The following is a 13,260-nucleotide window of genomic DNA, read 5'->3' as shown; positions in this document are numbered from 1 at the left end:
TGGGTGGATTGTCCGCAGCATGGGTGTAAAGGCGCGAGAGCGACTGCACGCGCCGGGCGTAAAGAAGCTGTAAAGAAGCGCTGCAAGCCTGACGGGGCCATGCATGCGCAGGCATCAGCGCTGTCATTTATGTCAGGTTCGCGATAGGGGTTGTGGGGGTATCGTGAGGCAGCGATCTTCAGGAAAAGGACTTCATCATGCTTCGCGACAAGGGCAAACCACCCGGCTCCATCCCGCCCTCCCCCGACACTTCTACCGTTGTCCAGTTGACGATCAAGGAACGACAAGTCCTGGAATGGGTGGCGATCGGCAAATCTGCATGGGAGATATCACGTATTCAAGGATGTTCGGAGGCAACCGTACACTTTCATACCAGCAATATTCGCCGCAAGTTCGGGGTGACGTCGTTGAAGGCGGCGCTGGTGATGGCGATCAGGCAGGGGGTTATTTTGGTGGAGTGAATGGGTGCGTTGTCAGTCGGCGCATAGCGTTCAATTTTGCCCATTCTGACTAACAGACCAAGCCGCACGGTTGAGTACATGCGGCAGGTCAGAAAAGCCTTCTACATTCAAATACGCTTTGGAAGTAGGGATGGACGCGCAGCTCAATATAAAAAATCGCGACCCCTCACTTCAGAGGCATTCGGCAGATCTAATGTCCTCATACCAGTCATTGCATTTCTGCGTCTCATGTTAGACGGCTCAAGGATTGGCGACAATTTTCCAGAAACCTTCCTCATCTCGAGTTCAGAGTAATTCCTGTTGGATAATTTACGCGCTCTATACTTAGTTGCAGATAGTGGATTGGGTTTCGATTTTTTTACTAACTTCCTCACCTGCATACTCGAAAATTTAACTTTCCGTGCACCTAACTGACTAGAGTTTTGAAAGACATCAGGTCTCTCAGCACTTTTGGATGCCGCTACCTTTGGGGGCTCTAAAACGTCTTTGCTTTTGTCCACTATCGGACTGTATTTATTTGCCACCACCGGTTGTTTTGGAGGCTTTTTTGCACTAATCCCAAAAACCCGCCTGAAAAACTTTCCTATGTTTATATGCCCCGTCGGATCCACCCGATTCACCGAATCCCCCTCACCATACGCATAAGCATTCAACCCACCCTCGCCAAACGGGCTCAAACTGTCCTGACTATGAAAGCGCATCAGCACCGGGTTATACGCCCGGTAGCCATTGCCCAGCAGCTGCCAGCCGGTATCGTTCTAGGTCAGTTCACCATTGAACCCCAGGCCACCGGGAGGTTCATCGGAGCTGCGATGGCCGTAGGCGGTATAAGCGCTGTCATGCTTTGTGCCGCCCACCACTTCGCTCAGAACAGTGTTGCTCAGGGTGGTTGCCAACAAGCGCGTAGCCCCTGCGCCCTCGCCGCCTTGTAGCTCGGCCAACAGGCTAGCGCCGCCGCGCATGAACGTGCGCTGCAGCTTATCGCTAATCTGGTTGGCGGGCTTGCCGTCCTGATAGAAACGCTGCTCGACCCCTTGCGCACTTTCGCGCGCTGCGAGTACGTCCAACGGGTCGTAACGGTAGGCGTCTTCACGGTACTTGCCGGGCATCGATGGGCCACTGACTTCCAGCAAGCGACCCAATGCGTCGTAACGCAGGGTTCGACCCTGTTCATCCTGAGTCAGATTACCATCAGCGTCGTAGCTCAAGATCAACTCTGGATAATCTGCATGAGTGTTGGTAACACTCAACAACTGAGTAGGGTCGATCTGTGGGTCTGCATAGCGATACGTCGCCAGATTGCTGCTGTCCGGAAACTCGGTCAGGACGCGGCTAAGATTGTCAAATTCGTCGAAGCGAAATACTTGGCTCTTTATCGACTTATGGTAGAAGTCCACAGGCAGTTGACTGCCTAAACATGTGTACGAGGCCAGCCGTCCATGTCTGTCATAGTCAAAATCTTCTTTGCGCAGCAGCACGCCACCTTCAACCAGCGTGCGCTGTGTCATATGGTCATTCGCGTCATAGGCCTGAGTCATGACCTGTTGTACATCGCCAAGATCGAAGTCACGCTGCGTCTCACGGCCAAACTCATCGTAGGTGAGTCTGACCGCAACCTTGTTTGCGCCTTCCAGCGTTTCGATGTGACAAGTCTGGCCCAGCGAGTCGTAAAGGAACGTCGACGTAATTTGCCCAAGCACGGTCTTGATCAGACGCCCTGCGTTGTCGTAAGTACACTTCTGGACCTGTCCGAGCACATCGGTGTATTCCATCAGCAGCCCCATCAGGCTGTAGCGGTACGACATGGTCCGCGTCTGCGTGTCAACGGTGCAGGTTTCGCTTTTCAGTTCGCCGGTGGAGTAATAATCTCGCGTCAACGCCTGTTTCTGTTCCTCACAACTGCGCAGGCGCGCATCTTTTACATCGTATGCATAAGTGGCAGAAACCTCGCTACCCACTATCCTGCGCTGCATTGGCTGATCGCTTAATGAAGGAAGGTAGACATACTCGATGGTCTGATCGCTGGCCGTGAGCACGGTTTTAGGCTGAGTCTGCCCCGATTCAAATGTAAACACCTGTTCACGGCCTCCGGTTACCGCCTTATATCGGCGCTCAAGCCCGTCAAAGGATTGCAGCCCCAGAACGCAGTCGTCGACGCTGATTGCCGTCGGCAGGTCCTCAATACTGTGCGAGGCGTACTCGCGCCGGATCACCGTGTCGTCTGGCAAGGTGTTTTCGATCATGCGATCAAACGCATCGTACCTGTACCGATTGACATGCCTCAGCGTATCAATTTCCTCGACAGTACGACCAAGCCCGTCGTAACGATAAAGCTGTCTACTGACAAGCTCCCCTTCCTGGGGAATACGCTCGACGCTTTCCGGTTGTTCAAACAAATTAAGCTGAGTGACCGTAAGACCGTGTTTTTCGGTCTCGGTGTGACTGGTCTGCCGCCATTCGCGCAGCACGGGGCCTGAGCTGCCAAGCTGCAGGTCTGTCTGCTGAAATGCCACCACCCCGTCCGGCCCTGTTTCACTGACCTGCTGACCCCAGTCGTCATAGCCAAAGGTGCTGGTCAGGGTCAGCACCTTGTTGTTCTCATCCAGCCAGTCGTAGCGCGTTTCTTGCTGCAACTGGCCACGCGCGTCGTACCTGGCTGCGTAGGTATCACGCATGCGTTTGTTGCCATCGGCACCATCGGCATTCTGACGCGTTTCGCGAAACACCCGACCCAGCCCGTCCAGGTAGCTGCAGGTAGTCACGCCCTTGACGTCGGTGATCTCCTGATGCGCCGTCTCGCCTTCGGTGGCCACCAGTGTGTAGGCATAACGACGCGTGGCCTCATAATCGCTGCCCGGCGCAACGGTTTCGCTGGTGACCCGCTCCAGGGCGTCGTAGGTGTAGCGAATCTCCACTTTGGCGTCGTCGACGGTCAGCAGCGGCTCGCCATTGATCAGCGAGTGCTCCAGATTGAGGGTCCGGGTGTGGCTGTCCAGTGTGCTGCTCAGGGTCTGGGTGGTCTTGAGCACGGTTTCGGCCCGGCGAGCGTTCCTGCCCAGGCTAGCTTTTCTCAACGCTCTGCATGCTCTGCACTTTTTATGCGCTTTACCTTTTTTGCCGCCTTCTGCGGCGCGACTCAGGGACTTGCTGTAGGCAAAGCTGGTCAGGGTGCTGATGCCGTTGAGTGTGAACGTGTCCAGCAAAGGGCGACCGTGACTCAACACATCCTCCGGCTGCTGAATATAGAGGTGGCCGGTGGCGTGCAGGGTCGTCTCCGAGTCGCCCTGCACGCTGAGCAGCGTCTCGCGGGTGAGCACCAGCCAGGGTTTTGATGCGCCGCTGACCGGCGCCATCGCGTCATAAACAAAGCGGTTACGCAGCACCGGCGCGGGCTCGCCATACTCGGACTGCGCGGGGGTGACGGTGCGGGTCCGGACGTGACGCACGAAGCCTTCCGGGTCTGGCGGGCACTGAAACTCGCCCTGTGTTTCGCCTTCTGCGGGGTACCAGGTGCTGGTTTCGAGCACGCCGCTGGGCTGGAGTTGACGCGTCAGGTTGCCAAAGTTGTCGTAGTCGCTGCTGAGGGTTTCGTAGCGCACCTGACTGGCGTTGCTGCGCAGCGACCATCTGTTGGTGACGTTTTTGGGCTGCTGAAAATAAGGCGGCTGCTGATCGAAATCGGATTGCTCCAGAGCGTGATAGACCGTGCTGGTCTTTTTCACGTTATCGCCCTGGGTCGTGGTCTCTTCGGTCAGCAAATGAAAGCGGTTGAAACTGCGCTCGACAGTGCGTACGGGCTCACCGCTGACGATCAGGCTTTGCGTGGTGCCGTACTGGTAGTTGTCGCTGACCTGGTACAGGTTGTCTTCGCCGTTGTCTTCCCAGATCAGCCCGCTAGCGTTGTTGCCCAGAAAATTGTTGGTCTGGCCCGTACCGTGGGCACTGTAGCCATAATGGGTGCTGATGGTCGACTGACCGTTTCCGGGGTAGGTCAAATGCTCGGTGACCCTGCGCAAGGCCGGACGTGCGTCGGCATGGGGGAATGCATGTCCGGCATCGTGATAGCCCACGGTTTCCCGGGCACCGCTCGGGGTGTAGGCCTCAGTGATGCATAACAGCCCGTTCAGCTGTTGGTAAACGAAACGCCAGCAGGCCCCGTCGGCGGTGGGCAGCACTACCTTCGCCACACGAAAATCAGACCCGGCCAGCTCCATTGTAAAGCGTGCGGGCAGCACACCCGGGTTCAGGATGATTTCAATCTGCCACCTGGTGCGTGTCAAACTGATCAAGGTGCGCTGGCTGTCGCTGACGGACGCCAGGATCTGCTGGCCGTCGAACAGGTCGTAATCAAGGTAGACCGAACGCCCGTCGGGCGAGCTGATTTCGTATGGCAGGGCCAGGCGGTTATTGGCACTGCCGCCGGTGCGTAGCCGTTCGACCAGCCCGGATTTGTGAACGATCCTGAAGGTTTCGTTACCGGTCTGATGAAGGTGAAAGCTGTCGAGTTTCTGCTCCTTCATCAATAGCCGGTCGCTGGTGCTGTCGGAACCGGTGACCTTGAACGACTCGCCACTGCCCAGCGAGAGCATGCGCGTGACGGGGTCGTACTGGGAAAGTTGCAGGTTCCAGCCAAAACCGTACCCGGAGTCGCGGGTATTGAGGGGGCTGAACGCCAGGGTGATGGGCACGAGGGGGCCGGCCAGGTCATTGGCCTTGAGTTCGGGCAGGCTGATGGAGGCGGTATACAGGCCGGTACGCGGATCGACCCCGCTGTTGAGGAAGCTCATGAAGTTGAAGGCGTTGGAGTGCAGTGAGGTGGTGGTGGACATGGGGCATGCCTCGGTTGCTATGGAGGGCAACTCACTGGGCGCGGCGAACCAGATACCACGAGAGCGCCCAGACTGCTGAGAGATTCAAATGACGTTGATCAGCAATGTGTTCCGGCTGTCAGTAACTTCTATTGAAGGAAAACCGATTGAAAGCGCATGATGATTGCCATTCTCATCCAGCATTCGTAGCTTCAGAGGGGCTTCCAGTAAACGCGCAGTACTGCCCTGATTATATTTGACATCGTCGACCCGGAATAAACAGATCATCAATTGCCCTGCCCCCACGCCGTGTCCAGGAGCAATATTGCTTTCCAGCGAGGTGCTGGGTATAACCTCAGCAAGCCGTTCATCATAGTTCACAGTTCCCTGATCACCCTCAACGGCCATATCGTTGAATAGGTAACCGGTGTAGCTGAACATCGTTTCGTTAACCCTGCGACTTTCCCACTGAACAGTCGATTGACTGTCCTCGAACTCGCATCTCACAAACCGTACAGATAGTCCATTAGTGCCGACGAACTCGAGTGTCCAGTAATCGGTGGTGGTCAGAAAATAATCGTAGTCTGCCTGTTGCGGCGGGTTATTGCCGCCGCCGGAAACGCGCTGAAGTGCAAATCTATAATTGGTCACCGGAAATCTTGGCGGTTCCAGGGGACTGAGCACGATCGTATAAGGCGCATACTGGCTTTCATGATTCGACACATGCGGCACCGCATATTGGTCGACGATTTTCGCAAAGAACACTTCGGCAGACTTCGCGCGCGTCTGTACGTACACCCTTCTACGGGTAATGCTACTACGGGCTTCATTGACGGGCTCATCGGAGGTGTTCAGGGACGGGGAATATTGATTGAAACGGTTCTCCGCGCCATTGACCACCCAGGTATAATGGTCATCACTTTCAATGCCGTCCTTACCCGCGGGCAGGTAGTCAAGCTCCTGCCCACTGTCCCTGTACACAATGGTCAGGCTGCTCATCTCTTCGAGTGTTACAGGGTAATCCTGGTTATCGGTCTCAATCTGTACATTCACGGCTATTTGCTGATAGCCATTGGCAAATGCCGAGCGCTGGTCATTAAGTGCAGTCAAAGTGAACTCACCCAGACTTGACCAGGATTTCTCGGCGATGAAGTCGGACAGTTGCACGATGCTGTAGCCAGTCATCCATGTGGTTCCGCCGTATATGACTTCACACCGTACCACACTGAGCGGCGATTCAATCTGGGCAGGGGCGGAGAACAGTCCTTCTTGCGTGACACCGCCACCACCACTGAATATGCTCCAGCGAATATATTCCGGGGAGGTGGTTGTGACCGAAAGTTGAACCTCCGCGGAGCGGCTTATACCCGCGCTGAAGGGGGGATGAACATCCAGAGTCGGAGGCGTTGCCAGCAATACCACAGAGGCCAGCGTGCTCGAGCCAGTGGCACAGTCCAAAACCTTGATTTGCTGCACTGCCATGACTTCGCCGTCGGGCAATGTCTCCGGAGGTGTGTAAATGGCACTATTACCAGTCACGTCCAACTTGCCGTACTCTGCTCCCAGCAGCGACCACTCCAGTTCGCCCCCACCTAGCGTTGACGCCGAAAATACAACCGGGCTAGCGTTACGTTCCGCAGATCTGAAACATGATTGAGGTGCGACCGTCATCCCTTCAAAGACAACAGCAATCAGAGCAGATGCCTGAACGGTCTTGCCTGCGACTGTGTCGTAATAACTGGCTGTTACAATATTGCGTACTGTTTCCTTGCCAAGATTTTGAGGTTCGACACTTCTGTAGAGGCCTGATGTAGAGATACGCCCGGCACTGTGAGTGGTATTGATGCTGTAGACACTCCAGGTGACGGGGGCATTATTGAATACTGTCCTGCTCTGTACCAGTTGAAATTGTTGCGTATGACCTGCCTGTATGACTTTAAATAATGGCTCCAACGTAACGGTCGTCAGCGTCGGATCAATGTTGCCAAACACAATCATATCGTGCGGTTCGTGCCGGGAGCTTTCTACAAATACATTCTGGCCGGGAAACAAAAGGCTGTTAAGCAAGTCAAGTCGTTGCTGCTCTACGTATTGAAGCATGTCGTAGGACAGCACCAGCGCTGCCGAGTAAAGGTCTTGCCCCGCAGCGTCCTTGTCATCCGGAATAAAATATGGAAAGCCACTGCCTTCGCCTGGAAGATAGCCAGGTGAAGCCTTACCTCTCAACGCGATGAAAATAACCACGCCACCTTCGCCGTAGTTTGTGGACTTCGCGTCCTTGGCGCCCGGCGCCGCCTGGGTCAGGATACGGAAGGTTGTCGGGGTTAGCGGGTTGTAGCCTTTCAAGTCCAGCATGCCAAGCTCGAATACCCGTTTGTGACGTGGCAGGTTCTGTATCGCCGACCGAAATGCCAGGCCAACACGATGCTGGACATTGAGCTGGTTTGAGAGATTGGTCGTGAATTCATATCCGTCTTTCAAATCCAGAGTGACTCGTCCACGCTTGTCGACTTCTCCCACCACCACGGTCAGATTAATAGTCATGACCAGCTTGAAACCTTGCTGCTCGGAGAGCTTGAAGCTGGAGGTCAACAGTGTCGGCTGACCAGCCAACGCTGAAAATGACGTCACCGTTCCGGCGATGAACCACATTGTCAGTGTGGCCTGCGAATTATCAAGAGAGGCGGTTTCAAACGATAGCAACGGCTGACTCAGAATAACGGCCTCGATATCCATCCACTCCTCTTCTTTCTCCGTCAGAAAAATAGACGACAAATTGAAGGGCGGCAGGAAGCTGAGTTCGTCGAAACCAGCGACGAATTGCTGTTCCAACAATCTATTCAGTCGCGCACGACCGAAAATAGAAATAGCCCCCCAGTCGGATGTTGAAGGGCGGTCTTGCATGGACACTAACAGCTCGTCCCTTGAATGGCTCATGATAAACTCCTTGTATTAATAAAGCAGCTACTTTAAATGGGGCGGTAAGCTGGCATAAACTCAGGCGTCAAGGGTGCGGTATCCTCCGGGTAGTCGAATAGCGGCAGAGGGATCAGTATAGAACCAATGAGGCTGGTGAACACAGTGTGCCTGACAACTATTAAAACAAAGTTATGCTCAAGCGGCGACGGCGGGGTGTAGACGCCATTATCAATACTGCCTGAGCCAAGTATTATCTCCCACGTAACTTCCTCAGGCTTCAGAAGTGTAACACCTGCTTTCACAATTAACTTTGTACGCTCTACAGATGAGTAGGAAAAGTCTCTCATGATGTTGAGCGCCGATGGGGCATTTAATACCACGAGGTAACTCGACTTCTTTTTCCCGGCCTTATTTTCGACTACCACTTCTTCAACAAAGTAAGGTACGTCTGCAGCGGGCGTAGGTGCAGTGTAAGTATTTTCAAACCCTACCTCATTTAAAAGGTGTCCGCCATTGGACGGCGTCTTCAGCGTCCATGTCAGTGTGTCGGCGCCTCGGCTGCCTGCCGACAGTGAGCGTTTTTGATGTGCGCCACACGTTTGAATAACCGGATTGACGGTAATATCGCTGACCACTACCGATACAAGGGCCGAGCTGCTGTAGCTGCCTACCGTCGCAGTTACCTTGACCCGAATGAAGGGCGCTCCACCAAGGCTGGGTGGAGCCTCATAAACCCCGTCTTTAGTCACACCCCCAGGGAAACCTGTCTCTCCAGCAATTCTCTTAACCGTCCAGGCCACGCCTGAAGTAGAGGGGGTGGTGGTGAATGGTAACGTGTCGCCTAAACCCACCACCGCTTCAAGTGGGCTGATCGAGAAATGCGTAACGGTGGGTCCCAAATGACCAAAGACGGCCATATCGCCTGGGAGAGCTACCTCATCGAACGCGATAGAGTCACCGCTCTTGAACAGAATAGATTGAAGGGCAAATATATTAATGTCTGGCAGTTTTTTCAGTATCCAGTCTAAATCGTCTTCATACATTGATTTTAATGTACTCACAAATTGGGATTCAACTTTTCTAAATGCTTGTTGAGCGTCCCCATCATTAACGGGGGGTGGCTTATGAATTGGAAAGGAAACCGCGGAACTCATTGATGTCAGCCCTGTGGGCGTTATCATATGCGATGCCCGGTCCACCTCATAACCACAGCTCTTGGAGATATCAGTCTTTACATCATTATAGGCGTGTTTGCTGGCAGGCCAGCCTTCAGCTCCAATGGCTGTGTTGACACCTTTGGGGGATGATATATTAAGCCCGAGATGTATCTTGCCGTTTTGTATGCGCCCTACCGCGCTTCTGTCTGCTCCCGCACCCGACGTATTGTAGGTTGTTTCTGTTTTGCAATTAAACTGCCCATGGTCAAAAAACGAGATGAATGTGTGAAAGTGAGGGGCTTGCGGATGAATTATCTTAAATGATTCCGCACTTTCTGGCTCTATTGTCCACGCTCCAGGATCAATGAGTCCAACCATCACCATGGCCTCACCAATAGTGGCCTCCAACAACAGCTTGTTACTGATCAAGAGTATTGCGCTGTTCTGCGTATCATTGGGAATCAGATAGGGAAAGTCTGCACCAGGGTTGCCTCCAGATTTTTCGTTTTCCATGGCAACCAATACCAACACTGATCCATCACCATAATTGCCCGCATTGCGCTCTTTGCTCCCTGGTGCGGCTTGGGTACGCAATTTGAAAGTCTCGGGCTTTATGACGTCATCCGAATGCTTTGTAATTTCACTTATTGTTACCACCCGTTTACTGTCGGGTAGACTTTCGAAATACTCTTGGAAAAAAAGCCCTCCGACTTTTTGCTCGAACATAAAATCGGAAAAGCTCAGGCTGAAATTGCTGCTTTTACTCAGGTCCAGGACGACCTTCCCAGCACTGTCAATGCTTCCTGGTACGTCAACCAGCTCCAGGTTCATTGTCAGGACTGGCCCGTTAAGCGGGTCGATGATACCTATGCGTGTCGGTTCTTTACCGCCGGGGATGTGGTTAAACGTCACCTGAGTACCACCGACGACGTTCATCGTCAGTTTGGCGTCTGCTGTTTCACTATCAATGTTGGCCATTTCAAATGAAAGTCGTGGGCAGTCCATCTGGTAGCCCGTGATAAACTGGCCGGTTGTCGCGGTCGTAGCGATATACTTTTCAATAGGGTCCAGGTAGTCGCCTGTGCTGAAGCGACTGATATACTCCTGCAACAAAACAGTGTTGGTGTCTTTTCGGTTAAATGCCAGGATTGCCCCCCAACCCATCGTTCTCGGCTTTACCTGCATCCATTCGATCATTTGTTTTTTAGACATGCCAGTCGTGGCGTAGTCTACAGCGGGTGGTTGAACACAAACGTCTGACTCAACATCGTTATCGCCGGGTTGTTTAATTGCCAGCACCAATGACACAGCGGGAAACCTGGTAAACGAATTCCCGTCATCAAAACTGACAGACACATTGAGTATTAGACGTGCGCCGACACCCAGCTGCGTCAGAAAAGACTTGCTCAGGGTTGCCGTTATCTGGCCTTGGTCAATATGCGTTTGTGTGATCGGGAAATCGCTCAACGGCCACTCGCTTGTCCCACTGTTCGCTTCAATGGTAACGCGTTGGCCGGGGGCCATGAATACCCACTTTCGCAGCGTCACGACTGCTCCGGACTCCGGAACGCAATTCAACAGCAATCTACCGATGTCGGTACAGCTGCACTGTACGGTGGTGTAGTTGTGGGTGGGCAAAGGGGTAATAAGCAGAATAAATACTTCAGAGGTGATGAGCGTTTTTCCCGGCCGGTTGATCCGATAGAGCACATTAACGTGCTTGCCCATGTTGGCTGGCACCGCACTGGCTGGAATCAAAAACAGACGCTCGTCCTCTGGCTCGGAAACGCTCGTAACGTACTGTCCACTGGTGCCGAACCCTTGCCATTGAACCTCGACTGTGTCGCCGTCCATTAACTCCTCGCTGGGCGGAATCCTTACACGTGCTCCGGCCCTTAACGACATAGCACTAATGTAGCCTTGCGAGGGTACCTTTTTGTGCGACCGAACAGGGGGGCCTGGCGCCCCTGGTTCTGCGCCTTCAATAATGGGTGGCATAGAGAGATACGCCTCTTTAATCTCAATGTTCAGTGCGTACGAGGATTCAGCTTTTCCGTAACGAGCGTATTGATATTCAAAGACAGCTCTCTCGTTTATATTTTTTTCCAGCCAAGGCTGCTCCACAGTGAACTGGAACGTGCCTTTATCAATAATCGACTGGTCGATCAGCAGATAGTCAATGACTTGCGGTTCGCCCGGCCCGCCTTGGATATAACACAACACGCAGTCACCGACCTGAATGTCAGGGTACACATCAACGTTCAGATTCATACCTTGCGGGTAGTCCACAGGGTCAACAGGACCTCCTGTGTTATTGTCGATACTAAAGGCTGTCAGGCGTGGGGCAGAAGTGGGTTTAATATCGATTGTCTGTATGTCGGAGTCAAAAAATTCACCCGGATCATCCGAGTACTCTACCCGGTAACTCATTTGTGCAGTGCCACCTTCAATAAATGAAACATGCGTCGGGTCCAGCACCCAACTGAGTACCCGATCACTGGCCGTCACAATATGCTCGTCGGAAAAAAGCTCGTCGCGAAAGCCGTCAGAAGAAAATCCCTGCCAGGCAACTTTAACCTTATCGCCTGGGCTCGTGCGCGCGGAAGGTGCGACGACGAGCGTATAGCTGCCTCCGAGAGGTTTATCTGTGGTGTCCAGCGCAAGCGCGTGTGATTCTTTTAGTTGTACGACGGGTAGAGAGCTGTCCATATGCTTGGTTCCATCCATATTTACGGCGCACCGACATTCGGTACGCGTCACCATTCTTGATAATCAAAGCATTCATCAAGGTATAGGTCTGAAAGCCCACGCTGCCAACCTAGTACAAGTGCTAGGTCATATAATTCAATATGAGTGTTAACTTAAAGCTTGCACACTTCCTCATGACCTATTTAAACACCAGAGGCACGTTATGAAACCCCCAATAAAACTCCTGAGCTTTTTTATCATTTTTGCGTTTCTAGTAGGGTGTTCGGGTGCCTTGGCCAAGCAAGAAAACCCCAATGTAAAAGCAGACGGGACTATAACGTTGTACTTGCCAAATGGTACCCCGCAATGCACCTTTCCAGCGGCCTCAGGTACTTTTCACTTCCCTAACAAATCAACCGACGACTACCCTTGCAAGCAGCTCCGCGGCGGAGGTTTCTTCAAACTCAATAATGTTCCTTCTGCTACAAAAATATGGCTTTTAAATGGAAAACCTAAGCCTGGCCAACTAGAGACTCTACCGTTAAGGTGTATTCCAGGTGCTGATGTCGCTTTTGGTTGGTGGGAGCTTTTGACTATAAAAAACCCCACAACCACTGACCCCCAGATGAACAATGGACTTATCCGAATTGAAGACCTTAAAACATTGAGTGTTGGCAGCGTAGTCACTCCCGGGGTAAGACTAGTGGGGGCTGACGCTTATACCCATCCTGAGCCCGACAGAATAAGCTGTCTGATTATTGAGGTATCTCCTTTGGCCAGTGCGGCATCAGACTCAAACACTGCAGAGCCCGCAAAACTTACACTTGAAGGTGCTAACGGTGAACATCATTGCACCCTTGACTTTAAAACTCAAAACTACGTATTCAAAGGTAATGCTCATTGCAATAATGACGAGGCGATAAAGCTTGAACTTGAACACGCACCTTCCGCCTCAAACATCCTCCTGTTCGATGATTACTCGTGCGACCGCAACGATGACGGTAATTACTTCTGGGTCTACCTTCGAACTATAAAAGAAGACGTATCGACGGTTAGCCTGATCGATCTTGATGACATCGCTACGGCACCGATCGGCTCGGTAGTTGCCCCCGGGATCAGGTTGATGGATCGCCATCAAAAGTCTGGAGAGTCCATGAAGAAGCGCACTTCCTGCGTACAGATTCAAGTGGATGCTCCGCCACTGCCCCCCGTGAAAAGACATTGATG

6 protein-coding genes are annotated in these 13,260 nt (G+C 52.9%); 2 read left to right on the top strand and 4 right to left on the bottom strand.

Annotation, left to right across the window (positions count from 1 at the left end; translation table 11 throughout):
- Positions 1-197 precede the first annotated feature (197 nt).
- Entirely contained in the window at positions 198-461 is a 264-nt protein-coding gene (locus POR16_RS09345) for a LuxR family transcriptional regulator (protein WP_024669750.1), read from the top strand.
- Between the two features lie 143 nt (positions 462-604).
- On the opposite strand, the gene POR16_RS27005 is transcribed toward POR16_RS09345, so the two are convergent.
- The 4 genes from POR16_RS27005 to POR16_RS09325 all read right to left on the bottom strand — a co-directional run bounded on the left by POR16_RS27005 (position 605) and on the right by POR16_RS09325 (position 12,054).
- Complete coding sequence (locus POR16_RS27005; protein WP_269083903.1) at positions 605-1,198, bottom strand: RHS repeat-associated core domain-containing protein; 594 nt, start codon at positions 1,196-1,198, stop codon at positions 605-607.
- Positions 1,199-1,219: 21 nt separating this feature from the next.
- Positions 1,220-5,290 carry an RHS repeat domain-containing protein gene (locus POR16_RS26145; protein WP_162010088.1) on the bottom strand — a complete coding sequence of 1,357 codons (4,071 nt, stop codon included), beginning with the start codon at positions 5,288-5,290 and terminating at the stop codon, positions 1,220-1,222.
- Positions 5,291-5,374: 84 nt separating this feature from the next.
- On the bottom strand, positions 5,375-8,206 hold the full coding sequence (locus POR16_RS09330) for a hypothetical protein (RefSeq protein ID WP_005886581.1): 2,832 nt from the start codon (positions 8,204-8,206) through the stop codon (positions 5,375-5,377).
- A 32-nt stretch (positions 8,207-8,238) separates the two neighbouring features.
- The gene (locus POR16_RS09325) at positions 8,239-12,054 is read right to left on the bottom strand and encodes a hypothetical protein (protein ID WP_005886576.1); all 3,816 of its coding nucleotides are present in this window, start codon (positions 12,052-12,054) and stop codon (positions 8,239-8,241) included.
- A gap of 202 nt (positions 12,055-12,256) precedes the next feature.
- Here POR16_RS09325 and POR16_RS09320 point away from each other — a divergent pair, with 202 nt between their 5' ends.
- On the top strand, positions 12,257-13,258 hold the full coding sequence (locus POR16_RS09320; RefSeq protein WP_005886574.1) for a hypothetical protein: 1,002 nt from the start codon (positions 12,257-12,259) through the stop codon (positions 13,256-13,258).
- The last annotated feature ends 2 nt before the right edge of the window (positions 13,259-13,260 follow it).

Source organism: Pseudomonas coronafaciens pv. oryzae str. 1_6, assembly GCF_000156995.2.
In the GTDB taxonomy this organism is placed as follows: domain Bacteria; phylum Pseudomonadota; class Gammaproteobacteria; order Pseudomonadales; family Pseudomonadaceae; genus Aquipseudomonas; species Aquipseudomonas tremae.
The sequence above is the reverse complement of the archived record's forward strand: the minus strand, read 5'-3'. Positions and strand labels throughout refer to the sequence as shown.

Excerpts from the sequence above, each read along its gene's own strand:
- POR16_RS09345 (WP_024669750.1), top strand. The coding sequence starts at position 198 with ATGCTTCGCGACAAGGGCAAACCACCCGGCTCCATCCCGCCCTCCCCC.
- POR16_RS26145 (WP_162010088.1), bottom strand. The coding sequence starts at position 5,290 with ATGTCCACCACCACCTCACTGCACTCCAACGCCTTCAACTTCATGAGC.
- POR16_RS09330 (WP_005886581.1), bottom strand. The coding sequence starts at position 8,206 with ATGAGCCATTCAAGGGACGAGCTGTTAGTGTCCATGCAAGACCGCCCT.
- POR16_RS09325 (WP_005886576.1), bottom strand. The coding sequence starts at position 12,054 with ATGGACAGCTCTCTACCCGTCGTACAACTAAAAGAATCACACGCGCTT.
- POR16_RS09320 (WP_005886574.1), top strand. The coding sequence starts at position 12,257 with ATGAAACCCCCAATAAAACTCCTGAGCTTTTTTATCATTTTTGCGTTT.